Source organism: Ruegeria sp. CE12 (assembly GCF_056537525.1).
The window spans coordinates 1-26,047 of the sequence record NZ_JBQFRS010000015.1 but is presented as its reverse complement, the minus strand read 5'-3'; the positions used below and the strand labels follow the sequence as shown (position 1 = coordinate 26,047).

The following is a 26,047-nucleotide window of genomic DNA, read 5'->3' as shown; positions in this document are numbered from 1 at the left end:
AATTTCAAGGGCGAGGCGACGCCACTTTTGCCATTTGCAAACAGCGTTGCCCGGTTTCATCGGCTGTTGTAAATTGTGCACTATTTCGCACGAACAACCAGATGGCATGACCGACTCTCAAAGAATACCCGAAGGGGATGCATCAACGGAAAAGGCCGCGCTTGACGGCTCATCACAGGATCTGAGCCGCCTTGTTGGTGCCCGTGTACGCAAGGCCCGCCAGATTCGAGGCATCTCAAGGCGAATTCTATCTGAAATGTCAGGTGTTTCGCCCAGATACCTTGCCCAGCTTGAGGCAGGTGAAGGAAATATCTCGATCGGGTTGCTGCAAAGGGTTGCCAATGCGCTGGATCACCGGATTGAGTGGCTGATCAGCGATGACGACCCGTGGGAGTCAGATACGCTGCGTGTAGCAGATATGTTCCGCTCGGCCAGTGATGAGGTAAAGGAATCTGTCCTGCGTGTACTTCGCCCTTATCCGGTCACCGGGCCGCGCGCTGCTCGTATCTGCATGGTTGGTCTCAGAGGGGCAGGTAAATCCACACTGGGCGCTTTGCTGGGAAAGGAACTTGGGCTGCCCTTTGTGGAATTGACGCGCATGATCGAAGACAAGGCGGGAATGCCTCTGTCTGAAATCATGGCGTTCTATGGTCAGGAAGGCTATCGGCAACTGGAAGCACAGGCTTTGGATCGTGTGATCGCCAGTCATGACCGGTTGGTTCTGGCTGTAGCAGGTGGCATCGTCGCCGAGCCTACGACTTATGACACGCTGCTCAACCGGTTTCACACAGTGTGGCTACGAGCGTCTCCGCAAGAGCATATGGACCGCGTTCGTGCGCAGGGGGACGAACGTCCAATGGCCGGAAATCCGGAGGCGATGGAGCAGCTCAAGTGCATCCTGGCCAGCCGCGAAGCCCTTTATGGGCGTGCCATGGCTGAACTCGATACCTCGGGGCAAACAGAAGAAACGTCTCTTCAGCAATTGCGCGAATTGGTAGAAACACAAGGATTCCTGGCAGAAAACTAGACCTTATTTCGGGTCTTTCAGCCAATCTCGGGCGAATACGACCCGATCCAGTTCGGCAAATCTGCGAACGCGGTCAAGTTCAGCTTCCAATCTGCGCGTGCGCGCGTCGGACCATTTAACCGATCGCTCGGGCCAGAGCGCTTTGATGCGCAACTCACTGCAATCACGATGTGCCTTCATATCGATCCGGCCCACCAACCGGTCGCCTTCCAGCAGTGGAAACACATAGTACCCATAGGTCCGCTTTGGTTCCGGAACAAATACCTCAATCCGATAATAGAATCCGAACAGCCGCTCTGCCCGTTGCCGATCACGCAGCATGGGATCAAACGGGCTCAGCACTCTCATCCGACCCGGTGCGGTGGGCACGGTATCGGCTTGTTCCAATAAACCCGGCCGCGCCAGAACTTTGCGCAAGCGCCCATCTGCGCATTCGACGCAGATTTCTTCCAACACACCCCTTGTTAGAGCCTGATTGCACCAGTCCTTAGCTTCCGCTGCGCTGACCGTGTCCCAGAACGCTGCCAGTTCACCCGACGTGGCAAACCCCAGCCGGTCAAGCGCCGCATTACACAACCAATCCACGGTTGCACTGGCGTCGCAGGGTGAATTGCCGGGGCACAAATGGGTTTCAATAACGCGCTCGGTCAGATCATAGCGTTTTTGAAAACCTTCGCGCCCGATCACGGTCAACGCACCGGATCTCCATAGATATTCCAACGCGGTTTTTGAGGGATGCCAGTCCCACCAACCGCCTGATCCCTTCTTTTCGTCTTTACCAACGTCCGAAGAGCCAACAGGACCATGATCCCGGATATGTTGCAGTACGGTTTCGAATTGTTGCTCAAATCCATCCCTGCGCCAGTTTTTCCAACGAGATTTCAGCAGGTCCGCATCGCGCTGAAAGCGTAAATGCCAGTGCTGATAAAAATCCATCGGAATAACGGCCGCGTCGTGAGTCCAATGTTCGAACAAGGCCTGATCCCGCTCATACAGCCGCTTGAGATTGCTTGAACGATAGGTCGGCCTGCGCGAAAACAGGATCATGTCATGCGCGCGGGCAACGGTATTGATGCTGTCCAGTTGAACGAAGCCGAGCCTGCGGATTAGGTCAAGAAGGTCGGCGCCTTTGGCATTACCGGCAGGCGGTTCAGCCAGAGCGTGGCGATCCATGAAGATGGCGCGCGCCGATCTGTTGTCCAGTTGTGGAAGGCTCACAAACTCAGCGCCGTTTCAGCGTATCGCCATAGCTGATCTTGGGGGTCAGCGTGACACGCGTTTCGATCTCTTCTGCGGGATTCTGCAGCTGCTCCGCGATAATCTCGGCCGCTTTACGGCCGATCTCAAGACGGCAGGCATCCATCGTGGCCAGCTTACGCGGCAATCCTTGCAGCAGTTCCACATTGTTAAAGCCAGCAAGGCCGATTTGGCCGGGCACGTCGATGCCCTGATCCAGCAAGTACAACAGCCCGCCCGCGCCGATCATGTCGTTGGAGTAATACAGGAAATCCAGATCGGGAGAGCGATCCAACATCGCTTTGGTCATTTCCCGCCCTTTGGCCAACGCCGACCCACCAGAATAAAACTCCCGGTCTTCAATTTCGATGCCTTGCTTGCCCAGAACTTCGGTGAAGCCTTCGAACCGTTTCCGGGCGCGATGGTCCAGCGGCATCTTTGTACCCATGAAACCAATATGCTGATATCCGGCTTTCAGGATCGCCTGCGCCATCTCGCGCCCGGCGCGGCGGTGCGAGATGCCGACCATCGCATCCACCGGCTTACCATCGGTATCCATGATCTCGACCACCGGGATGCCGGCCGAATCCAGCATGGCTCGGGCGGCGTCGGTATGTTCCAGCCCCGCGATGATCACGCCAGACGGGCGCCACGAGAGCATCTCGTACAGCACCTTTTCCTCTTTCTCGGGAAGATAGTCCGTGACACCGACCACAGGCTGCAATTCAGTATCTTCAAGCACCTGATTGATGCCGGTCAGCACTTCGGGAAAGACCATGTTCGACAGCGAAGGGATGATCACTGCCACAAGGTTCACCCGGCTTGAGGCCAGCGCTCCTGCGATTTTGTTGGGCACATATCCCAGCTCTTTGGCGGCAGCCAGAACGCGGGTGCGGGTGGCGTCTGAGACGTCGCCACGATTGCGCAAAACCCGGCTGACCGTCATTTCGGATACCCCCGACGCTTCCGAGACATCACGAAGGGTTAGCGGGCGTTTTGTTTCTGTGGTCACCGAGGATACCTGCGTCGTTGTTTTGTCCGATGGTAGCGTGAACAGGGCAAACTGTTCAACTGTTGTGCAAAGGCGATGACAAGGTCAAAAAAGCCGGATACAGAAGGCGAAGCGCGGCTCCGTGGCTCAACTGGATAGAGCAGCCCCCTCCTAAGGGGCAGGTTGCAGGTTCGAATCCTGCCGGGGTCGCCATTTTCTTGCCCAAGGATTCGCTTGCACTTCGCTACATGAAGCAGCCCGCGTATCATTGGCCCGAAACTGCGATCTGAGAGATACTTGGCCGTTCAAGTGCCCTTAGCGCAAAGTGGCAAGTTGATTATTCCGGCAATGCCCTCGTTTTTTTTGCGGGAAATTGTGACGCGCGGCGAATATATCTGCAGTTTGAATGACACATCTGCACGAGTGAGTCCCTATGCCCGAGATCAACACACCTCTGCTAGAGCAGATCCGCGATCACTTTGCCCAGATTGACCATTGCCCTCAACAGGGACCCCGAATCTTTTTCGAGAACGCCGGCGGTGCGCTGACGCTGAATTCGGTGGTGAAAACCTCGCAGGATTATGCGGCCATTCCCGATAATCAGGGCCGTGACAATCCGGGCAGTCACGAGCTGGTGCGCGTGATCAACAAGGCCAAGGAAGACATGGCCGTGTTTATGAATGCGCCTGGCGGGCAGTTTTTTGTGGGTGAAAGCGGCACAGAGTTGCTGTTCCGCCTGATCATGAACGCCTGTCTGGGCACCGGGGCCGGTAAGGTTCTGGGCACCACTCTGGAGCATCCCGCCACCCGCAGCGCCTGCGACCGCTGGGCACGCGTCGCCGGGCAAAGCCATGTTCTTGTCGAGCATGATGACGCCACCGGCACCGTGACTGCCGAAAGCTATGCGGCAAAGGTCACTCCTGACACCAAAGTGGCGACCATCGTTCACACCTCGCCCGTCACAGGCATGGGGGTCGACGTTGAGGCCGTGGCGGCCGCCATCCGGGCGGTTGCGCCCGAATGCTACATAATCGTCGACGGCATCCAGCACGCCGCTCATGGTCGGATCGACCTGACGGCCTATGACGTGGATGGCTATGTGATTTCGCCCTACAAGGTGTTCTCGCGCCATGGTTACGGAGTTGCCTGGATCTCGGACCGGCTGACCGCGCTGCCGCATAACAGCCTGCTTGATGGTCCTGCCGACAACTGGGAGATGGGGACTCGCGACACCGGCTCTTACGCCACCATGTCCGACGTGGTCAGCTATTTCGAATGGCTGGGCGAGCAGGTCAGCGACGCCACCGACCGCCGGGCCAAATTCGTTGCCGCGGGCGAGGCGATCCACGCGCAGGAAAAGGCGCTGACCGATGCGATGATCCACGGCACCGGCAACTTGCCGGGACTGGCCGAGATGGAGAAGGTGACCATCTTGGGCGGCGTCGACAACCCGGCGCGCGAAGGTCTGGTGTCGCTGCGGGTCGAGGGTGTGCCCTCGGTCGATGTTGTACGCCTGCTGAACGAGCAAGGCATCCGAACGCATTTGCGCAAGGCGGATCATTACTCTGGCAATATCCTGACACCGCTTGGCATGGACAGCTGTGTGCGGGTGTCGATGTGCCACTACAACAGCGTTGCTGAAGTCGCCCAGTTTCTGGGTGCCATGAAAACGATTGCCGCCTGAGGCATCTGTAGGGAAGGAATCCTCCATGAAAACGCATGCTCAGGCAGTGGTGATCGGCGGTGGTCTGGCCGGTTGTTCGATCCTGTACCATCTCGCCAAGCTCGGCTGGACAGATGTTGTCCTGTTGGAACGGGACGAACTGACCAGCGGTTCGACCTGGCACGCGGCAGCGAATATTCACGGGCTGCACGACAACAACAACATCACGCGCATCCAGCACTATACGATGAACCTGTATAAAGAGCTGGAGAAAGAAACCGACCAAAGCTGTGGCGTATTCCAGCCCGGTTCGCTGTATCTGGCGCAGACCGAAGAACGTGAGCATCAGCTGCGCCTGCAGGAAGCCAAGGCAAGATTTTACGGTCTGAACTTCTATGAGGTCAGCCGCGAAGAAGCCAAGGAACTGCACCCGCTAGCGCAGTTCGACGATATTCGCTGCATCATGTACGAACCCGACGGTGGCAATGTGGATCCATCGGGCGTGCCGCATGCCTATGCCGCAGGTGCGCGCGCGATGGGCGCGACGATCGAGCGGTTTTGCCCTGTGTTAGGCACAGATCAGCAACCTGATGGGTCCTGGATCGTGCGCACGGAGAAGGGTGACATCCACACGCAATGGGTTGTGAATGCTGCCGGTCTTTGGGGCCGCGAAGTGGCAGCGCTGGCGGGGCTGACGTTGCCGCTGCAGCCGACCGAGCACCAGTATTTCGTGACCGAATCCATTGATGAGGTGGCCAATCTGGGTCGTCGTCTGCCCTCGATTGCCGACCGGGATGGCGAATACTACTTCCGGCAGGAAGGCAACGGTCTGCTGATCGGCGCTTATGAAAAGGACATGAAGTTCTGGGCCGAAGAGGGCACGCCGCTGGACTTTGCCCATGACCTGTTCCCCGACGATCTGGACCGGATCATGGAGAACGTGATCCGCGCCACCGAACGTGTGCCGGTGGCCGCCACCGCCGGGGTCAAGCGGGTGATCAACGGACCGATGATCTGGTCTCCGGACTCCAGCGCCTTGTGGGGGCCGGTGCCTGAGCTGAAGAACTATTTCCTCTGCGGCGGTCTGATCCCCGGCTTCTCGCAATCGGGCGGTCTGGGCCTGCTTGCGGCGCAATGGATGATCGAGGGCGAGCCGCAATACGACATGTTCGCCTGGGATCTGGCCCGGTTTGGCGACTGGGCGGACAAAAAGTTCACCAAAGCGCGGGTCGAGGATCAGTATACCCATCGTTTCGCCATCCATTTCCCGAACGAGGAACGCAGCGCTGGCCGTCCGGCCCGCGTGCGTCCAGCCTATGAAATGCAAAAAGAAATGGGCTGCGTCTTTGGTCTGAACTGCGGCTGGGAACACCCGCTGTGGTTTGCAGATCAGCCGGGCACGGAAGAATCGATCGGCTTTACCCGTCAGAACTGGTGGGACCCGGTGGGCCGCGAAGTGAAGATGCTGCGCGAAAACGTGGGCGTGATCGATATCTCGAACTTTGCCAACTACGTGATCAAGGGGCCGGGCGCCTATGAGTGGCTGGACCAGCTGGTTGCCAACCGGGTACCGACCGAGGTCGGGCGATCCTGTCTGACACCGCTGATCTCAGTACGCGGCGGCGTGGCTGGTGACTTTACCATCACCAAGGTAGCTGATGATGAATACATGATGGTGGGCTCGGGCATGGCCGAGCGTTATCACCAGCGTTTTTTCAACATGATCGACCTGCCCGCAGGCACTACGTTCGAGGTCGCAACGAACCGCATCGCCGGGTTCAATATCGCAGGGCCAAAATCGCGAGATCTGTTGCAGCGGTTGACCAATACAGATTTGTCGAACGAAGCATTCCGTTTTATGCGATCGCAGACCATTGATGTGGCAGGCCTGTCCTGTCTGGCGATCCGGGTCAGCTTTACCGGCGATCTGGGATGGGAATTGCATTGCGCCGAAGAGGACCAGGTCAGGCTCTATTCAGCATTGCTGGAAGCGGCGAAAGAGCTTGGGGGCGGTCCGGTGGGCGGTCGTGCGCTGGGCTCGCTCAGAATCGAAAAGGGCTATGGGTCATGGGGCCGTGAGTATTCGCAGGAGTACTGGCCGCAAGAGGTCGGGCTGGCGGGCCTCATCAAGCTGGACAAAGACTTCCTGCACAAAGAGGCTTATCTGTCCGTCAAGGACAATGCCCCGCGTGAGATCCTCTCGATCTTCGAAGTTGAGGTGACCGAAGACGCTGACGCAACCGGGGGTGAGCCGATCTTTACGCCGGATGGCACTCCGGTAGGCCGGGTAACTTCAGGGGCTTACGGATATTCCGTCGGCAAGTCTCTGGCCATCGGCTATGCAAATCCCAACGTGGCCAAACCGGGCGATACCGTTGAGGTCTTTATCCTAGGCAAGCCACACAAGGCCACATTGCTGGCTGAACCGCCATTCGATCCGGCAGGTGCGCGGTTGCGGGGATAACTGAATTCGGCGCAGCGCTCTTTTAGGGGCGTTGCGCTGCATCCGTCCGGTCAGGTGTTCATCTCGGCGGCAGCCTGCATCAACCAATCCTGAAACAGTCGAACCGGTGGCGCGAGCGGTTTCTCTTTCACCTTGATGAAGTAGGCCCACGGGCTTTCCAGATCGAAATCAAAGGGTTCGATCACCAGTCCACGATCAACATAAGAACGCGCAAGCGATCGTGGCAATGCTACGCACCCCAGAGATTTTGCGGCCAGTTCCATGGCAAAGTTCGAGGCGTTCGTACGTGGTCCATCCTCAAGATTGAGGCCGGTCAGGCCGTAGTGGCGAGCAACGTATTCCCAATAGGCCGGTCGGCCCAGAATATGTATCAGCCGGGCCTGCTGCAGCTGCTCCGGCTCGGTCAGCGGTTCCCCTTCAACCAGAAACCCGGGTGCGCAGACGATCGACAGTTTCTCGACCCATAGTCGGGTCATGTCTGGTGTGACATCATCGACGTGGTTGATCGTCACCGAAATGTCCGAGACATTGGCTTCGACATCGCTCCAGACTGTACCATGTACCGTCAGATCGATATCCGGATGAACCGCGTTGAATCCCTGAATGACATCCGGCAACCAGTTCTCAGCCAAGCTGAACGGACAAGACACGACCACTTTACGCGTGTGCGTTCGGAGGATGACAGACTGGGTGGCGACGTTGATTTCCTGCAGGGCATGGCGCACCGACGGCAAGTAAGCTTCGCCCACGTCAGTCAACGACAACGAACGTGGATGTCGGACGAATAATGGCCGTTGAATGAACTCTTCAAGAGAACGCACGTGATTGCTGACTGCAGATTGGGTGCAGTTCAGCTCATCTGCCGCACTGGTAAAGCTCAGGTGCCGCGCAGCGGCTTCGAATGAGCGCAGGAAGGTTAGGTGGGGCAGATTCATCATGATCAGTGTTTCCCAGAGTGGCCATCGGCTAAAATAAGTGTGGTTCCGGATCGGTATCTTGCCCTGAAGCGACGCGCCTCCGGCCACGTTTGCGACACCTCCAAAGCAGCGGCCACAAAATTTCCAGTACCATTGCCCCAATATTGTTTTCGTGCCGCTCCGACCAAATACCCCTATTTTTCGATCGATATCCAGAGCCCGCCAAAGGTCAAAGCAGGATGCCCGTGACAGATACCTTCGACAAAGTCGCAAATTTTACCCTTGATTCCCGGGCGCAGGATTTTCCGGACAGCACGCTCAGGGCGGCGGCGTTGATGACGCTGGATACGCTGGGCATCGCGATCGGATCCGGTCCGATGGATGCCGGCAGGATTGCGCGCGAGAGTGCCCTGGCCCTGTACGGCGCAGGTGAGCCGAGTCTGAGCGCCCGGATGATGTTTGACGGCAGACGTGTCAGTGTTGCTGGCGCAGCCTATGCCGCCGCCACGCAAACCGACAATCTGGACGGTCATGACGGGTACAATCCCACCAAGGGGCACATTGGGGTGGCTGTCATTCCTGCACTTGCGGCGCTTGCGGAAACTGTAGGTGATTTTTCCGGACCTGAGGCGCTGGCCGCTGTCACAATTGGTTATGAGGTCGCCGGGCGCGCAGGGATTTCGCTGCACGACACGGTCAGCGATTATCATACATCCGGCGCATGGAACGCATTGGGCGTGGTCGCCGTCGCGGCCCGTCTGCGCGGGCTAAGCGCGGAACCGATGCGCCAAGCCATGGGCATCGCCGAATATCACGGCCCCCGTAGCCAGATGATGCGCGAGATTGCCAACCCAACCATGCTGCATGACGGCTCGGGCTGGGGCGCGTTGGTGGGGGTGTCTTCGACTGTATTGGCCGAGAAAGGTTTTACCGGCGCTCCGGCCATCACGATCGAGGCGGAGGATGTGGCGCAGCACTGGCAGGATCTGGGCCTGTTCTGGCAGATGGAACACCAGTATGTGAAACCCTATCCGATCTGTCGCTGGGCTCATGCCGCAATTGACGCGACGCGGGCTTTGATCCGAGAGCACAACCTGACCCACCAAGATATCTCCGCGATCCACGTCAACACATTCCGTGAAAGCGCCTGCCTGTTTCAGGGCATGCCGGATGACACATCCAAGGCGCAATACTCGCTGCCCTTCGCGGTCGCCACAATGGCAGCGCATGGCCGGATCGGTGTCGAACACATTACTGGCGCGGGTCTGTCCGATCCGTTGGTGGCCAGCATTGTCGAGCGTATCACCGTTGCCGAGACTGCCCGTCATTCCGACCGTTTCCCTGAATGTCGCATTGCCGATGTCAGCCTGACACTGGCCGATGGGCGGGTTTTGGACTCGGGCGACGTACATGCACGCGGCGGCCCCGAAGCGCCGATGGATCAGGACGAGGTTGTCGGCAAGTTCATGGAGTTTGCCACACCTTCACTGGGCGCAGACCGTGCCGGTGCCATTCGCGATGCAACTCTCGGGCTGACAGAAACCGGTTCAAAATTCTCGGATCTTGGCGCGTTGCTCTACGACGCCCCGGACCAGCCATAACGTCAGGATCACCACAATGCCGCTGAGGCTGCTGAAATATGGGCTTTCCGGCTCCTATCCCGTTACGGGCGACATTCCTGCCACCCCCGATCTCAAGCCCAGCTACGATGTTGTGATCGTGGGCGGTGGCGGGCATGGATTGGCCTGCGCCCACTATCTGTCAAAGTATCACGGCATCACCGATGTGGCGGTGCTGGAGAAAGGATATCTCGCCGGCGGCAATACTGCGCGAAACACGACGACCATCCGGTCTAACTACATCACCAAAGAGGGGATCGCTTTCTACAAGGAAGGCGTGCAGCTCTATGAAGAGATGAGCGAGGAGCTGGACTTCAACGTGATGTTCAGCCAGCGCGGTCAGCTGACCCTTGCGCATTCCGAGGCTACGTTGCGCTCGTTCCATCTGCGCGCCGAGATGGGTAAGCACGCGGGCACCAATATCGAGGTGGTGGATGCGCAGACCGTCAGGGAACTCAGCCCGCACCTGAACATGGATGAAGGCGGTCCGCTGGAAATCATCGGTGGGCTCTGGCATGCCGATGGTGGCACCGCGCGCCACGATGCGGTGGCTTGGGGCTATGCCGCGCAGGCCAGCAGGCGCGGTGTGGAAATTCATCAGCGCACCGAGGTCGAGGGCTTTGACGTCGAAGGTGGCAAGATCGCCCGTGTGCGGACCAATCGCGGCACGGTCACCGCCGGACAGGTGATGATCGCCGTGGGCGGCATGAACTACGACATAGCCATGAAGGCCGGGATCGAGTTGCCAATCCGGTGTTTTCCGTTGCAGGCAATGGTCACCCAACCGCTAAAGCCTTGGCTGCATACGCTGGTTAGTTCTGTCAGCTTGCACACCTACCTCGTACAATCCTCGCGTGGTGAGATCGTGATTGGCGGGGGGGCGGACCCTTACCAACTCTATTCCACCCGCTCGACGCTGGACATGAAGGAACATCTGGCTGAGGGCGCGGTGCACCTGTTCCCGTTCCTGCATGGCGTGCGCCTGTTGCGGCAATGGGCTGGGATCACCGACATGACGCCCGACTATTCGCCGATCATGGGGGCCAGCCCGCTGAATAACCTTTGGCTGGATTGCGGCTGGGGTACGTGGGGCTTCAAGGCCACTCCGGTTGCCGGAAAATACATGGCGCAGACCATCGCCAATCAAAAGGTCGCGCCGATCCTGGAGCCTTTCACGATGGAACGGTTCGCCACGTTCGATCTGCTGAACGAAATGGGCGCCACCGCAGCGAGTCACTGATATGAAGATCCTGACCTGCCCGATGAATGGGCCTCGCAACATCAACGAATTCCAGAGCTTTGGACCAATAAAAGCGAACCCCGACCCGGATGCGACCAGCGACGCGGACTGGGCCCGCCATCTGTTCCGCGCCAACAATTCACGTGGGACCATTGTGGAGTGGTGGCGGCACGTGCCCTCGAACTATTTCTTTCTGGCCGAGCGCAACGCCACCACCAACGAGGTGATCCGCACCTTTGATCCTTCAGAACTGGAACAGATGTGATGAGCCGACTTCCCGCACCCTGGGGCAACAGGATCAACCGCGACGCTCCGGTCACGTTCAGTTTCGAAGGCAGGACCTATCAGGGGTTTGCAGGCGATGTGATCGCCTCAGCTCTGGCTGCGAATGGTCAATGGATGCTGTCGCGTTCGTTCAAGTATCATCGTCCGCGCGGTCTGATGTCGATGGCGGGGGCCGAGGCCGATACGTTGGTGCAGCTGCCTGCGGATCCGAACGTGCAGGCTGATCGCCACCCGATCTCGCAGGGATTGCGGGTTAGCGCGCAGAACGTAAACGGCTCGCTGGCGCGAGATCGCGATGCCTATATGGACAAGCTGGGCCGGTTTCTGCCGGTTGGGTTCTATTACCGCACGTTCATAGGCCCCACCCGCAACAGCTGGCTGAAGATGTGGGAGCCGCTGATCCGCAAGAAGGCGGGACTGGGGATTGTCGATCTGAAGGCACCGCATGCCGATTACGAAAAGGCCAACCTGTTCTGCGACCTTCTGGTCGTGGGTGGTGGGCTGGCGGGTCTGACCGCCGCGATTGAGGCTGCCAAGGCCGGGGCCGATGTCCTTCTGGCGGAGATGGAGCCCGAATTGGGCGGCGCATTGACCTACGGCCGTGACAGTGCGGACAGGCTGCATAGCCTGCTGGAGAAATCCGCTGCGCTACCTAACCTGCGGATCATGACGGGCACTGTGGTCAACGGCTGGTTTGAAGATAACTGGCTGCCATTGATCTGCGGTAGCGAGCTGTTCAAGACCCGTGCGCGAGAAGTTCTGCTGGCCACCGGCGGCGTCGAGCAGCCCGCGGTATTTCGCAACAACGACCTGCCCGGCATCATGCTGGGCGGCGGCGCGCAACGTCTGATGCGCCACTACGCGGTCAAACCGGGACAACGGGCCGTTGTGATGGCCGCAAACATTGACGGCTATCGCGTCGCACTGGATCTGCTTGAGGCCGGTGTCGAACTGGCTGCGCTGGTCGACCCCCGACCGGGTGGCAGTGGCGGGGCGCTCGCGTCGGAACTGGCGGCCACGGGCACCAAGGTTATTCAGGGGGTTGTGGAAGAGGCGCGCGGCAAGACCCATGTGAAAGCTGTAAAGGTCGGAGACGATTGGCTGGACTGCGATCTGGCGGTGATCTCGGTGGGATATGCCCCGATGTGGCAATTGCCCTGCCATGCCGGTGCCAAGCTGGGCTATGACGAAGCCTCAGCACGCTTCTCGCTGACCTTGCCGGATGCGCCCTTGGGAATCGCGGGCGGTCTGGCGGGTGTCTTTGGCGCGGATGCCGTTGTGGCGGATGCTCAGCGGGCGGCTCAGGTCGCAGTGCAACGGCTGGGCCTGCCAACGCGTGAGGTCGCCCCGGTCGCGGATGACGAAGCCTCGCTGACCAATTTCGAACCGGTGATCGCAGCCCATCCCAAGGGCAAGGATTTTGTCGATCGGGACGAGGATATTCAGGTCAAGGACCTGCAAAACGCAGTCAAGGAAGGGTATCGCGAGCTTGAACTGATCAAGCGGTTCACCACCGTGGGTATGGGACCTAGTCAGGGAAGGCATTCCGCACTAGCCACGGCGCGGGTCGTGGCCAGGGCCACGGATCGCAGCGTGGATCAGATCGGCGTGACCACGGCGCGCCCGCCTTTTGGTCCGGAAACGCTGGGTGTTCTGTCCGGCCATCACCACCCAGCTGAACGACGCACAGCGCTGCACCGCGAACATATCCGGCTGGGGGCCGACATGCGCCCGGTCGGGGCCTGGCGACGTCCTTATTTCTATGGCCCCAAGGTGGATGCCAGACGTCTGATCGAAGAAGAGGTCCACGCCGTCCGCAACGGGGTTGGCATTCTTGACGTCTCGACCCTCGGCGGGCTCGAGGTGCGCGGGCCGGATGCGGGGGAATTCCTGAATCGTATTTACACAATGGCGTACAAGAAACAGCCTGTGGGCCGCTGCCGCTATTGCCTGATGACCAACGAGATGGGGACAGTCATCGATGATGGGGTGGCCTATCGTCTGGCCGAAGACCTCTATTACATCACTGCCACCACTGGGGCCGTGGCGCGGGTCTATGCCGACATGCTGTTCTGGAACGCACAGTGGCGGCTGGATGTTGATGTATTGAACGTGACCTCGGCCTTTTCGGGCTTTAACATCACCGGCCCGAAGGCTCGCGATGTGGTGGCAGCATTGGACGGCGACATCGACTTTTCGCGCGAGGGGTTTGCCTATCTCGACGGGCGTAGCGGGACCGTGGCCGGCGTGCCGGTGCGCGTCATGCGGATCGGTTTCACCGGTGAACTGAGCTATGAACTGCACTGTCCGTCGACCTATGCCAAAACACTGTGGGATGCGGTGATCAAGGCTGGTGAGCCGGTGGGTATGCGCCCTTACGGGCTCGAGACCAGCCGTATTCTCAGGCTGGAGAAAGGTCACATCCTGATCGGTCAGGATACCGACGCGCTGACCTCTCCGGACGAGCTTGGATTTGCATGGGCGATTTCGAAAACCAAACCGTTCTTTGTTGGCAAGCGCTCGATCGAGATGCGCCGGAACAAAGGATTGTCTCGCAAACTGGTCGGGCTGAGTTTCGATGCACCGCAGGGTGATCCCAACGTGCCAGGCGAAAGTTGTCTGGTTCTAAAGGATGATGTTCCGGTGGGTCACGTCACTTCGGTTCTGTGGTCACCCACGCTCAGCACTCATATTGCACTTGCCTATGTGCACGGTGACGACGCCGAAAAGGGCTCGGTTGTGACAGTGAAATGCCGCAATGGCGTGCGTTTGAACGTACCGGTGCGCGGCCATGCCTTCTTTGACCCTGAAAACAAACGGCAGGAGCTTTGATTCATGCGTATCTACCCGCTTGACCCTCAGGGCGCTGCCGAAGGCACACCGCTTGTCACTGGCGCCGTTAACTTGCGCGATCTCAGCCACACACCGCGCTTTGGGCTCAAGGGCAGGGGCACGGTGGCATTCCTGCAATCGCAGGGGGTTTCGGTTCCCGGGGTGAATGAAGTGGCGAACGGAGTGCTACGCCTCGGAAGTGAGGAAGTGGTCGTTTTGGATGGACCAACCGAGCTGCGCGCTAGTTGGGAAGCCGCGCAAGCCCCAAAGGGGTATTATGCGTGGCGCGAGGAAACCTGGGCCATGATGCATCTGAGCGGTGAGCACCTGTTCGATTTGATGGCCAAGATCTGTCCCGTCGATCTGTCTGTGTCAGCATTTGCTGTGGGGCGGATTGCGCAAACACGGGTGGGTTATGTCGAGGCGATCACCTGGCGGAACGATCGTGACGGTATTGGCTTTGATCTGCTATTCGACATTGCCGCAACTGCTTTCTTTGCTGACGCTGTGGCAACGGCAAGCGCTGAATTCAATCGAGAGGTAACACCATGACATCCCCTGTCGTGATCCTGCACACCGACAATCCCGACGCATCGCGTGAGGTACTGGCCAAGGGCCATCCTGATCTCGAAATTCACACCTGTAGCACCTATGATGGACTGCCTGATCTAATCGCACAAACAGGGGCCGAGGTGGTATATTCGGTGCGCTTTGCCAGCACACCCGGTTTTCCGCGAGAGGCTTTGACAGAGGCACCAACTGTGAAATGGGTATCGGTTGGCGGGTCCGGGACGGATCACATTATTCCGTGGAACCCCGAGGAGCTGACCGTCACCAACGCCGCCGGGGTCGCGGCCGATATGATGGCACAGTATGCGCTGGGCGCGATGCTGCATTTCTCGCTGGACTTGCCGGGTTTTCGCGCAGCACAGGCCCGGCGCGAATGGGTTTCAGGCAAGGTTGAACCGATTGACGGCAAGACCGTTTTGATCGTTGGTCTCGGAAAGACCGGAGAGGCGGTTGCCGCCCGCGCCAAAGCAATGGACATGAACACGATTGGCGTCCGGGCGCGCCCCAAAGCCACGCCCAACGTGGATGAGGTACATGGGATCGAGGCGCTGCCGGACCTCTGGTCGCGTGCTGATTTCATTGTTGTCTGTGTGCCCCTTCTGGATTCAACACTCGGCCTTGTGGGCGCGGACGCATTCGACGCCATGAAGAAAACTGCGGTGCTTGTCGATGTGTCGCGCGGTGGCGTGATTGAAGAGGCCCCGTTGATGGCCGCTCTGGCCGAGAACCGGATCAGGGGTGCTGCACTGGACGTGTTCGCGACCGAACCTCTGCCTGCTGAGCATGATGTCTGGGGGTTGGACAACGTGATCGTCACGCCCCATTGCAGCTCGGTCTACGACGGTTGGGATTTGAAATCGGTTGAGATGTTTTCCGAAAACCTGAAGCGCTATCGCAATGGCGAAGCGCTGAGCAATATCGTTAATCCAGAACGGGGATACTAGGACAATGGCACGAGAAAAACGCGCAGGTGGTCGTCGCGGAAAATCCGGACGCAGCGCGGCGGGAATCGAGCAGCTACCCTGGACGCAAGTGCGTAACGAATACCCGGCGTATGAGCTGCTGAACCCCGAGCAGATGGATCAGCTGCACGCCACCTCGATGCGGATTCTGTCCGAGGCGGGCATTCGCGTGATGGGCGACAATGTCATGGACATTTTCGAGCGCGCCGGGGCCATCGTCGACCGCGACACCAAGACCATCCGCATGGATGAGAGCATCGTTGCCGAGGCGCTGAAAACGGTTCCGCGCGAATTCACTCTGACCTCGCGCAATCGCGCCAAGCAGATCACGCTGGGCGGCAATCACGTGAATTTCGGCCTGGTGGCGGGGCCGCCAAACGTCCATGACCGCATCAACGGGCGTCGGCAGGGCAATTACGAGGATTACTGCAACTTCATCCGTCTGGCGCATCATTTCAACGCGATCCACCTGATCGGCAATCAGGTGATGGCCCCGATCGAGATGCCCGCGAACAACCGCCACCTAGATACTTATAACGCCAACCTGACCTATAGCGACCTGAGCTTTCACTGCACCGCCATCGGGCGCGGTCGGGCGATGGACGGCATAAATATGATGGCGATTTCGCGCGGGCAAACGCCCGAGGATATGCGCGGCGATCCGGGCGTGATCACCATCATCTCGGTCAACTCGCCGCGTCTGTTCGACGATGCGATGGGGGATGGCCTGATTGCGATGGCGGAGTACGGCCAGCCGGTGACGGTGACGCCGTTCACTCTGATGGGGGCGATGACGCCGGTCACTTTGCCAGCTGCGCTGGCGCAGCAGAATGCCGAGGCGTTGTTTGGTGTTGTTCTGACGCAGCTGGTCAGTCCTGGTGCGCCCGTCATGTATGGCTCATTCACGTCCAATGTGGATATGAAATCCGGCGCCCCGGTCTTTGGTACGCCCGAAAATGCCAAGGCCAACATCGTGGGTGGCCAGTTGGCGCGGCGCTATGGCATTCCGTATCGGACATCAAACGCCAACGCCTCGAACGTGGTGGATTTGCAGGCGGCTTATGAAACGATGATGGCGACCTGGGGCGCGGTTCTGGGTGGGGCAAACATCGTGTATCACGCCGCTGGATGGCTTGAGGGCGGTCTGACTGCCTCGTACGAGAAATTCATCATGGATGTCGAGATCATCCAGAACATGATGGAATTCCTCAAGCCGATGAAGTTCGACACCGATGAACTTGGTTTTGACACGATCAGTTCCGTGCCGACCGGTGGCCATTTTTTTGGTACCGAGCACACGATGGCCCGCTATGAGACCGCGTTCTACAAGCCGATGCTGTCAGATTGGCAGAACTATGAAAACTGGGAGGCTGCGGGGGCAAAAGACGCGCTGCAACGGTCGACAGACACTTGGCAGCAGGCCTTGCGCGAATATCAGGCACCAGAAATGGACCCGGCTGTGCGAGAAGAGCTGGACGCCTATATCGCCAAACGGCGCGAGGAAATCGGCAGCGGCGAACCCTAGGATAGATCGAGGCAGGGAGCGTTCCTTGCCCCGCTGATTTTCAGAGATTGTCGAACAGACGTCCCGGAAGCGCGTCGTGTTGCGGCAAGTTCAGGGCTTTCATCAGACCGAACATCATGGCCTGATTTGATGTGACCACCGGTTTGTCCAATGCCGCCTCGATGCATTCTATGGCCTCGACCGATCGCATGTCAGTGCAGCTGAGCACGATGGCCTGCGCATCCGGATGATCAGCCTGACACGCCAAGTCGAACACTTCACCCGGAGTAAGTTCCCCTTGTCCGTAATTTCCAAGCTCACGACCCACATCCGCGCGCTTGACGGTTTCAATGCCGTTTTGGGCCATGAAATCGATGGCCTGTGCGTTGATCTCACCCAGATAAGGGGAGGAGAAGCCAACCTTCGTTGCGCCAAGCGCCTTGATACCGGCGATTAGCGCCCCGGCTGCGGTTAGGGACGCAGCACCAGATCCTGCTTTGATCTGTTGCGCCAGATCAGCGTCAAAGGATGGACCGTGAGTCAGTGTTGCAGAGGTACATCCGTACAGCACCACATCAGGACGCACGCCCGAAATCATTCGCAGGTCGTGGCTGATATCGGATGCACCTAACCCGGCCATCTGGTCTGATCCGGGGATTTCATCCACATCATAGCCCCCCATACGCTGGAAATGGACCGTGGTGTTCGGTGGGCGCAGCAGCTCCATGTCCGGTTCCAGATTGGTGTTGGTAAAGGGCACCAGAACACCGATCTTGGCAGCGGTTCGGGTCTCGGTCATGTCAGAACCCCTTTCAGGACCGTCAGGCAGCGGTCCATTACGGATGCTTCGCAGATGGTGGCGCGCAGGCAGTCACTCAGGCCATAGCCACCCATGCCACGCATCAGCAGGTTTTCAGCACGCAGGGCCGCGTCCGCGCGTTGCGCATCCTCGACCGAGGCAAAGCGCAACAGCACGAAATTCGTATGGCTCTCGGGAGCCGTCAAACCCAAGGCTCGGCAGTCTTCAGCAAACCGGTCGCGAATATGGGCAGTTCGAGCAACCACATCCTGCATATGCGCCTGATCCCGCATGGCGGCTGCGGCGGCTGCCTGCGAAGCGATCGAGATGTTGTTGGGGTTGAGCAGCTTGCGTAGCTCACCAGCAATTTCGGGCGGGAAGTAACCCCATCCGGCGCGCGCACCTGCCAAGCCGTAGGCCTTTGAGAATGTACGCATGACGACGGTATCCCCCCTGTCTGTCAGGGCAAATATCTCGGTGGGATCATTGGCTTCATCAGAAAATTCGGCATAGGCTTGATCGACAACCAACAGAACATCTGCTGGCAGCCCCTCCCGAAGACGGATGATCTCGGAGTTCGGAATAAGTGTTCCGGTCGGGTTACCGGGATTACACACAAAAACGATCCGAGTGTCGGGCGTCATCGCAGCAAGGATGTCGTCGACGGAAACGGTCAGGTCGACCTCGTGCGCTTTGACATAGTCGGCTTGCACCTGCGCTGCGGCAGACGAGACAAATGCGTACCCGTAGTCTGTACCCAGAACCCGGTCACCGGGTCCGGCATAAGCTCGGATCAGGCAACCGATCAGTTCCATCGAACCTGCGCCGCATAACACCCGTGCCTGGTCGAGCCCATGCACATCAGCAATTGCGGCGCGCAGTTCGGGCCATTCCGGATCGGGATAGAGCGGCAGATCGCCCATAGCCGCCTGTCCTGCTGCGATGGCAGAAGGGCTTGCGGCAAAGGCGCTTTCATTCTGGGCCAGAGAGATGGTGCTTTCGCCGCCAAGATCGGCCAGCGCATAAGCCGCCATCGCGCCTACATGGGGAACCGGACGGATCATGACTCGACTCCGTAAGTTTTAGCGCCGTCCTCGCTGATCAATCCGCGCTTCAGATCCAGCGCAAGTGCCTGTGCGTCGCGTTCGGACGGATCGCCGAAACCACCTCCGCCGGGCGTTTCGAAGATCAGGTAATCGCCACCTTCAACCCGCAGTTCGCCTTTGCCCGGAATGTCGCTTTCACCATCGCGGAAACGGATACGGCCCGGCGCACCGGGTTGCCCGCCCATTCGCCCGAGGGCGGGGAATTTCAGACGTTCAACCGACAGGAATACAATGAAGGGTGCATCATTGGCCGAGGTCATCTCGATCCTCTGGCCCAGCCCACCGCGATACTTGCCCGCACCACCGGAATCAGGCCGCAACTCTCGTTTCCATATGGTGACGGGTGCAACGCTTTCGGTGATCTCTACCTGTGATCCAAACACGCCGGACGGGTAAGCAGTGGCAGACAGACCATCCGCATAAGGCCGCGCACCCGTTCCTCCGTTGTGTACCGGTTCGACGGCGAATTCCCGACCGCCATCGCGGGCCACTTCGGGTGCATGCCGCATCGGCAGATCGAACATGCAGGATGCACCCTCTGCCGGAACCTGTTCCGGCAGTGCCTGATGCAGGCAGCCCAGAACCAGATCTGGTGTGACCTGTCCCAGTGTATGCCGCATCGCAACCGGAACCGGGCGCTGGGCATTTAGGATACAGCCCTTTGGTCCGTCCACTGTGAAGGGCTCCAGCGAACCGGCATTGTTGGGAATATCGGGACCCACGATGCAGCGCAGTGCAAACACGGTATAGGCCGTCGCATAGTTGAGCGGCACGTTGATACCCTTGCGCGAACAGCCAGAAGTGCCGGTGAAATCCACATGCATGCCCGATTTGCTGACAGTCAGGGTCGCGTGCAGTTCCAACTCGTTTTCATAGCCATCCATTTTCAGGGCGTTCTTGTAGACCCCTTCCGGCACCTCAGAGATTGCCTCGAGTGTGCCGCGGCGCGAGGTGTCGATAATGTAGCTGCCCAGCCTGTCCAGATCGTCAATTCCGAACTCGTCCATCATGTCGACCAGACGGGTCACGCCTGCTTCGCAACAGGCGATCAGCGCATATATGTCACCCTCATTTGCAATGGGCTCGCGGCTGTTGGCGCGGACAATGTCGAGCAGCAGCGCGTTCGGCACGCCTTCTTCGACCAGTTTGCAGGGTGGGATCAGCAGACCTTCGTCATAGATGTCCGAGCCCTCTGGCCCCATGCCGAGGCCACCCAGATCGACAAGATGCGAAGTGCATGAGGTAAAGCCCACAACCTTACCGTTCTTGAACGCAGGCATCATCAGCAGAAAATCGTTCAGATGCCCCGAGGCGAGCCAGGGATCATTGGTCATATAGATGTCGCCGGGCTTCATGTTCTGCACAGGGAAACGGTCGCGCAGATGCATCACCGCTTCGGCCATGGTGTTGATATGGCCCGGTGTGCCGGTGACGGCCTGTGCCAACATCCGACCATGTACATCGAAAATCCCGGCAGAGATGTCGCCACATTCTCGCACGATGGGGGAAAATGCTGCGCGGATCAGGGTCTGGCCCTGCTCTTCAACCACAGCCAACAGGCGGTTCCACATCACTTGCAAGCGGGCAGGGGACAGATCGGCGGTCATCATGCGCCTCCTTTCTGGTCCTGGATCAGGACAAGGTTTCCAATGGCGTCCACATGCGCCGAGAAATCAGCCGAGACCAGTGTTGTGGTTTGCGGTTCGGTGATCAGTGCCGGGCCGTGTATCCGGTCGCCGGGTTTCAGGCTGTCGCGGGGGACAAAGCCTGCCTGCTTTTTCTGCCCGTCAACATCGCAGGTGATGGGTCGTGTCTCGGAAGGGGTGATCGTGGTCAGATCAGGGGTTGTCGGTATATCCGGCACCTCGGCATCCGGCGTGGCAACGCGCACGGCCCAGTTCAGGATCTCGATCTGCATCCCCGGCACCGGGCGCGAGAACTGTTTGCGGTATTCTGTCTCGAACGCCGTTGTCAGCGGGCCAATGTCATCCGCGGTCAGGGCGCGGTCGGGCAGGGGAATTTCGATCTCGTGACCCTGACCGTTGTAACGCATAAAGGCAGTGCGTTGCGTTTCGGTGGGGGCATCGCCCGCACCTTGCGCGACAACACCACTGGCCTCGGCAATCATGTCAGCGAACAGACTGTTGATCCCGTCAAGGTCCAGCGTCTCCAGCAGCGAGTAGCGCGAGCGCACGATTTCGAAGCTGACCGGTGCGAACAGGAAACCCACCGCCGAGCCGACGCCCGGGTTGGGCGGGATCACGATCCTGCTAACCCCGGCCGAACGCGCCACACGGCTGGCATGCAGCGGGCCGTTGCCACCAAAGGCGATCATAGTGCGTGGACCGAGGTCTTTGCCCGATTCCACGGCATGCATCCGGCCAGCGCTGGCCATGCTTTCATCGACGATCCGGCTGACCCCATCGGCCGATCCCGTCGCACCGGTGTCCAGACGTGATCCGATCACACGGGTCAGGGCCTCTTTTGAGGCTTCGGGATCGAGCTTGATATACCCTTCGGCAAACGTGTCCGGCACGATGTAACCCAGCGTGATATCACTGTCGGTCACGGTTGGTTCTGTGCCGCCCCGACCAAACGCTACGGGACCGGGTTCCGATCCCGCCGATTTCGGGCCAACGGTTAACCGACCCAGACGATCGACACCGGCGATAGAACCACCGCCCGCGCCAATCTCAATCATCTCGATCACCGGAATGCGCACGGGCATACCCGATCCCTTGATGAACCGTGCTGCGCGCGCGATTTCGAACTGGCGCGAGGTTTGGGGCCTGGCATTGTCAATCAGACACAGCTTGGCGGTCGTGCCGCCCACATCAAAGGACAGAACATCACCGATCCCGGCCCGCGCCGCGATTCGCGCGGCAAGGATGGCACCGCCCGCAGGTCCGCTTTCCACCAGTCGGATCGGGAAACGTGCAGCGGTTCGGACCGTGCACATGCCACCCCCTGCAGTCATCATCAGGATCGGACAAGTCACGCCCGAAGCCTCGAACCGGGTGACGAACCGCCTTAGATAGCTTTCCATCAGCGGTTGGATATAGGCGTTTGCAACGGTGGTGCAGAGCCGGTCGAACTCACGTGCTTCGGGGCTGACCTCGGACGAAATCGAAACGGTCAGCTCTGGCCGTTTCTCTGCCAACGCGTCGCGCAGCCTGCGCTCATGTTCGGGGTTGGCATACGCGTGCATCAGACAGATGGCGACGGCTTCGGCACCGCTGGCGTCGATATCAGCCAGCAGCGCATCGATCGCGTTGTCCTCAAGCGCAATCAGCACGCTGCCATCTGCAGACATACGCTCGCGTACGGTCAGCGCACGTTCACGCGGAACCAAAAGATCAGGTTTTTCCAGCGTGATGTCATATTGTGAATAGCGCCGCTCATAGGCGATTTCCAGAATGTCGCGGAACCCTTCGGTGGTGACCGTTGCGACTACTGCACCGCGCCGTTCGATCAGTGCGTTGGTTGCAAGCGTGGTCCCATGAATGAACCCGGTCACTTCGCTCAGCGAATGGCCGGACTGCTCCATGACGCGGATCGCGCCTTCCATGGCACCATCGGCGGGGTTCTGATGGGTGGTGAGGGTCTTGGTCGAGGCGAGAATGGTCTCTTCGCCGGACACAAGAACGGTGTCGGTAAAGGTGCCACCGATATCGATGGCCAAACGCAAAGGCTGAGCGGTTGTCATAGGTATTCCAAATGTCGTCTGAAGTCGTGCAGGCAGAGCGCCCTAAAAGGCGATTACGCTCGTTGCGGCACGAGATTGCAGCCGGTTGCGCGGCGATCCAGACGTTTTGCAATACGATTACGATCCATGGCTCACTACTTCTACAGCTTTTCGGAACGCACAAGCGCGTTCGCGACAAAAAGGCCTGCAAGCGACAAGTTTCATCGTTGAGGTTCGAAATCTGCCGGTTGCCTATTTATCAGGGGCGTATTCTGCGCAGTTTAACCTACTAGGGCCACGATGACAGTCTGATAGCTTTATCTTATCAATTTCATCAACAAACAAAATTTTTTCGCATGGCTTTGTTCTGCTAAACCTTGTTTCAGGCAAGACAGAATAGCCGCCAATACCATGCTGCCGCGTGACATCTTCAAAGTTACGGCACCTGTAACCATTTTGTTCAGGGTAAGCAGGCATTGACGACATTTTCCTGTCATCTTGCTCACCTCAAAATAGACCTGCCTAGCAGACGGGCCTCAGCCAGGATTGGAGAATAAAATGGATGGAAGCGACAACCCGAACATGGGCGGATGCCCGGTAATGCATGGCGCGGGTTCCCGGTCGAACCGGGACTGGTGGCCAAACCAACTGAACCTGTCCATCCTGCATCAGCATGGGCCCGCGTCGAACCCAATGGGCGAAGCGTTCAACTATGCAGAAGAGTTCAAGAAGCTGGATCTTGAGGCCCTCAAGCAGGATCTGTACGCGCTGATGACGGATTCGCAGGACTGGTGGCCTGCAGACTATGGTCACTATGGCGGTCTGTTCATTCGCATGGCCTGGCACAGCGCCGGCACCTATCGTACAGCCGATGGGCGCGGTGGCGGATCTACCGGAACACAGCGTTTTGCTCCGCTCAACAGTTGGCCGGATAATGGCAACCTCGACAAGGCGCGTCGCCTGCTGTGGCCGATCAAGCAGAAATACGGGAACCAGATTTCCTGGGCCGACCTGATGATCCTGGCCGGCAACTGCGCGATCGAATCCATGGGCGGCAAGACATTTGGATTTGCCGGAGGCCGCGAAGACGTCTGGGCACCAGAAGAAGACATCTACTGGGGTGCCGAAACAGACTGGCTGGCACCGACTGATAACCCGCACAGCAGATATTCAGGCGAACGCGATCTGGAAAACCCACTGGCTGCGGTTCAGATGGGACTGATCTACGTGAACCCGGAAGGTCCTGATGGTGAACCGAACGTGCTGGCGTCTGGCCGGGACATTCGCGATACCTTTGGCCGGATGGCGATGAATGATGAGGAAACGGTCGCTCTGGTCGCAGGCGGGCACACTTTTGGTAAGGCGCACGGTGCGGGCGACCCTGAGCTGGTCGGACCCGAGCCCGAGGCAGCGCCCATCGAAGACATGGGACTGGGCTGGATCAACGAGTTCGGCAGCGGCAAAGGTGACGACACCACCACCAGCGGTATCGAGGGTGCATGGACCGCCAATCCGACCAAATGGGACAATGGCTATTTCGACCTGCTGTTCGGATATGACTGGAACCTGACCAAAAGCCCGTCGGGCGCGTGGATATGGGAGCCGATCGGCGTTAAGGAAGAAGATATGGCACCGGCGGCACATGATCCGTCGAAGAAGGTCAAAACCATGATGACCACCGCCGACATGGCGATGCGGATGGATCCGATCTACGGCCCGATCTCGAAACGGTTCCACGAGAACCCCGAAGAGCTGGCCGATGCCTTTGCCCGCGCGTGGTTCAAGCTGACACACCGCGACATGGGTCCGCGCTCGCGTTATCTGGGTTCGGAAGTTCCGACTGAAGAGCTGATCTGGCAGGATAATGTTCCGGCTGTTGATCATGACCTGATCGATGAAGCGGATACTGCAGACCTGAAGTCCAAAATCCTGGCGACCGGACTGTCTGTTTCGGAACTGGTTTCCACGGCGTGGGCCTCGGCCTCGACATTCCGCGGCTCGGATATGCGTGGCGGCGCCAACGGTGCCCGTGTTCGCCTTGCGCCGCAAAAGGACTGGGATGTTAACGAACCGCTGAAACTGTCCAAGGCGCTCGCTGCGCTCGAGGGTGTACAGAAGGCCTTTAACGATGCGCAATCCGGCAACAAGAAAGTCTCGCTTGCGGATGTGATCGTTCTGGGTGGTGCTGCAGCCATCGAACAAGCGGCCAAAGCTGCCGGGCACGACGTAGAGGTTCCATTTGCCCCTGGGCGCACTGATGCGTCGCAGGACCAGACGGATGTGGACTCTGTCGCCGTGCTGGAGCCGATCGCAGATGGCTTCCGGAACTACCAGCGCAAAGAATACAGTGTTTCGCCGGAAGAGTTGTTGGTCGACAAAGCGCAGTTGCTGACACTGTCCGCGCCTGAGATGACTGTGCTTGTCGGTGGTATGCGTGTATTGGGTGGTAACTTTGGTGACAGCAATCATGGCGTGTTCACGGATCGTGTCGGAGCATTGAGCAACGACTTCTTCCTGAACCTGCTTGATATGGGTACCGAGTGGAAACCGTCTGCAGATGGCAATGGAGTATACGAAGGTCGGGATCGTGCGACCGGTGACGTCAAGTGGACCGGAACGCGTGTTGATCTGGTTTTTGGATCAAACTCGCAGCTGCGGGCTCTGGCTGAAGTCTATGGTCAGAACGATGCGGGTGGTAAATTCGTCTGCGACTTTGTCAGTGCCTGGAACAAGGTGATGAACGCTGATCGATTTGACCTGAGCTGATCGGTTAAAAGAAACTGAAGCTTCTTAGCCGCCCCGAAGTGAATCTCGGGGCGGTTTCTGTCTAAGGATTCTGTCTGAAAACCGAGTTCGGGGCCATCTTCCGTATCCGATTCCGATAATAAGCCGAGTATATGGCTTGAAAGCAGTGGTATGAGCCCGGCGCTACAGCCTTAATGAATTGCTAATCATAACTTAATGCATTGTATTTGTTGGGTAATGTCAAAATATGGCAGGAAATGTGAAGTTTTTTCAAAATGGGGGTTGCAGGTCCCGAACCTAATCCGTAAATACCCCTTCACCGGCGCTGCTGAGGCGGTGCTGACGGGTCGGAGAGACGGCCTGACGGACTGGAAAGACGGTTGAGACGCTCGGGAGAGACCG

18 protein-coding genes and 1 tRNA gene are annotated in these 26,047 nt (G+C 58.7%); 12 read left to right on the top strand and 7 right to left on the bottom strand.

Annotated features, from left to right (window positions below; genetic code table 11):
* Positions 1 to 106 precede the first annotated feature (106 nt).
* Entirely contained in the window at positions 107 to 1,027 is a 921-nt protein-coding gene (locus ACR0IO_RS21510; protein ID WP_480744644.1) for a helix-turn-helix transcriptional regulator, read from the top strand.
* A gap of 3 nt (positions 1,028 to 1,030) precedes the next feature.
* On the opposite strand, the gene ACR0IO_RS21505 is transcribed toward ACR0IO_RS21510, so the two are convergent.
* Together ACR0IO_RS21505 and ACR0IO_RS21500 are read right to left on the bottom strand one after the other, a co-directional pair.
* Entirely contained in the window at positions 1,031 to 2,245 is a 1,215-nt protein-coding gene (locus tag ACR0IO_RS21505) for a winged helix-turn-helix domain-containing protein (RefSeq protein ID WP_480744641.1), read from the bottom strand.
* 4 nt (positions 2,246 to 2,249) lie between these two features.
* A complete protein-coding gene (locus tag ACR0IO_RS21500; protein WP_209015968.1) occupies positions 2,250 to 3,275 on the bottom strand; it encodes a LacI family DNA-binding transcriptional regulator in 1,026 nt (341 codons plus the stop codon).
* Positions 3,276 to 3,390: 115 nt separating this feature from the next.
* On the opposite strand from ACR0IO_RS21500, the gene ACR0IO_RS21495 reads away from it, so the two are divergent.
* The 3 genes from ACR0IO_RS21495 to ACR0IO_RS21485 all read left to right on the top strand — a co-directional run bounded on the left by ACR0IO_RS21495 (position 3,391) and on the right by ACR0IO_RS21485 (position 7,381).
* Positions 3,391 to 3,467 (top strand) — tRNA-Arg (locus tag ACR0IO_RS21495).
* A gap of 220 nt (positions 3,468 to 3,687) precedes the next feature.
* Complete coding sequence (locus ACR0IO_RS21490) at positions 3,688 to 4,938, top strand: aminotransferase class V-fold PLP-dependent enzyme (protein WP_480744639.1); 1,251 nt, start codon at positions 3,688 to 3,690, stop codon at positions 4,936 to 4,938.
* A gap of 25 nt (positions 4,939 to 4,963) precedes the next feature.
* On the top strand, positions 4,964 to 7,381 hold the full coding sequence (locus ACR0IO_RS21485) for a GcvT family protein (protein ID WP_480744637.1): 2,418 nt from the start codon (positions 4,964 to 4,966) through the stop codon (positions 7,379 to 7,381).
* Between the two features lie 50 nt (positions 7,382 to 7,431).
* Here the strand turns inward: ACR0IO_RS21485 and ACR0IO_RS21480 are convergent, their stop codons facing one another.
* Positions 7,432 to 8,316 (bottom strand): LysR substrate-binding domain-containing protein, encoded by an 885-nt coding sequence (locus ACR0IO_RS21480; protein ID WP_254436913.1) that lies wholly within the window; start codon positions 8,314 to 8,316, stop codon positions 7,432 to 7,434.
* 227 nt (positions 8,317 to 8,543) lie between these two features.
* Between ACR0IO_RS21480 and ACR0IO_RS21475 the strand changes: the two genes are divergently transcribed.
* From ACR0IO_RS21475 to ACR0IO_RS21445, 7 genes are read left to right on the top strand one after another with little or no spacing between them, the layout of a single operon-like run.
* The gene (locus ACR0IO_RS21475; RefSeq protein WP_480744635.1) at positions 8,544 to 9,899 is read left to right on the top strand and encodes an MmgE/PrpD family protein; all 1,356 of its coding nucleotides are present in this window, start codon (positions 8,544 to 8,546) and stop codon (positions 9,897 to 9,899) included.
* Positions 9,900 to 9,915: 16 nt separating this feature from the next.
* On the top strand, positions 9,916 to 11,157 hold the full coding sequence (locus ACR0IO_RS21470; protein WP_480744632.1) for an FAD-dependent oxidoreductase: 1,242 nt from the start codon (positions 9,916 to 9,918) through the stop codon (positions 11,155 to 11,157).
* A gap of 1 nt (position 11,158) precedes the next feature.
* On the top strand, positions 11,159 to 11,422 hold the full coding sequence (locus tag ACR0IO_RS21465) for a sarcosine oxidase subunit delta (RefSeq protein WP_480744630.1): 264 nt from the start codon (positions 11,159 to 11,161) through the stop codon (positions 11,420 to 11,422).
* A complete protein-coding gene (locus tag ACR0IO_RS21460; RefSeq protein WP_480744628.1) occupies positions 11,422 to 14,274 on the top strand; it encodes an FAD-dependent oxidoreductase in 2,853 nt (950 codons plus the stop codon). Before ACR0IO_RS21465 ends, ACR0IO_RS21460 begins: the two co-directional genes overlap by 1 nt.
* Positions 14,275 to 14,277: 3 nt before the next feature.
* Positions 14,278 to 14,826 carry a hypothetical protein gene (locus tag ACR0IO_RS21455; RefSeq protein ID WP_480744626.1) on the top strand — a complete coding sequence of 183 codons (549 nt, stop codon included), beginning with the start codon at positions 14,278 to 14,280 and terminating at the stop codon, positions 14,824 to 14,826.
* Positions 14,823 to 15,788 carry a D-2-hydroxyacid dehydrogenase gene (locus tag ACR0IO_RS21450; RefSeq protein WP_480744624.1) on the top strand — a complete coding sequence of 322 codons (966 nt, stop codon included), beginning with the start codon at positions 14,823 to 14,825 and terminating at the stop codon, positions 15,786 to 15,788. Before ACR0IO_RS21455 ends, ACR0IO_RS21450 begins: the two co-directional genes overlap by 4 nt.
* Before the next feature lie 4 nt (positions 15,789 to 15,792).
* Complete coding sequence (locus ACR0IO_RS21445; protein WP_480744621.1) at positions 15,793 to 17,331, top strand: trimethylamine methyltransferase family protein; 1,539 nt, start codon at positions 15,793 to 15,795, stop codon at positions 17,329 to 17,331.
* A 40-nt stretch (positions 17,332 to 17,371) separates the two neighbouring features.
* Here ACR0IO_RS21445 and ACR0IO_RS21440 read toward each other — a convergent pair whose 3' ends face one another.
* From ACR0IO_RS21440 to ACR0IO_RS21425, 4 genes are read right to left on the bottom strand one after another with little or no spacing between them, the layout of a single operon-like run.
* Complete coding sequence (locus tag ACR0IO_RS21440; protein ID WP_480744618.1) at positions 17,372 to 18,109, bottom strand: maleate cis-trans isomerase family protein; 738 nt, start codon at positions 18,107 to 18,109, stop codon at positions 17,372 to 17,374.
* The gene (locus ACR0IO_RS21435; protein ID WP_480744616.1) at positions 18,106 to 19,173 is read right to left on the bottom strand and encodes a pyridoxal phosphate-dependent aminotransferase; all 1,068 of its coding nucleotides are present in this window, start codon (positions 19,171 to 19,173) and stop codon (positions 18,106 to 18,108) included. The genes ACR0IO_RS21440 and ACR0IO_RS21435 overlap by 4 nt, the downstream gene beginning before the upstream one ends.
* The gene (locus ACR0IO_RS21430) at positions 19,170 to 20,822 is read right to left on the bottom strand and encodes a hydantoinase B/oxoprolinase family protein (RefSeq protein ID WP_480744614.1); all 1,653 of its coding nucleotides are present in this window, start codon (positions 20,820 to 20,822) and stop codon (positions 19,170 to 19,172) included. The genes ACR0IO_RS21435 and ACR0IO_RS21430 overlap by 4 nt, the downstream gene beginning before the upstream one ends.
* Positions 20,822 to 22,921, bottom strand: coding sequence for a hydantoinase/oxoprolinase family protein (locus tag ACR0IO_RS21425; RefSeq protein ID WP_480744612.1), 2,100 nt, complete (start codon positions 22,919 to 22,921; stop codon positions 20,822 to 20,824). The genes ACR0IO_RS21430 and ACR0IO_RS21425 overlap by 1 nt, the downstream gene beginning before the upstream one ends.
* Positions 22,922 to 23,458: 537 nt before the next feature.
* On the opposite strand from ACR0IO_RS21425, the gene katG reads away from it, so the two are divergent.
* Entirely contained in the window at positions 23,459 to 25,666 is a 2,208-nt protein-coding gene (gene katG, locus ACR0IO_RS21420; RefSeq protein WP_480744610.1) for a catalase/peroxidase HPI, read from the top strand.
* Positions 25,667 to 26,047 lie beyond the last annotated feature (381 nt).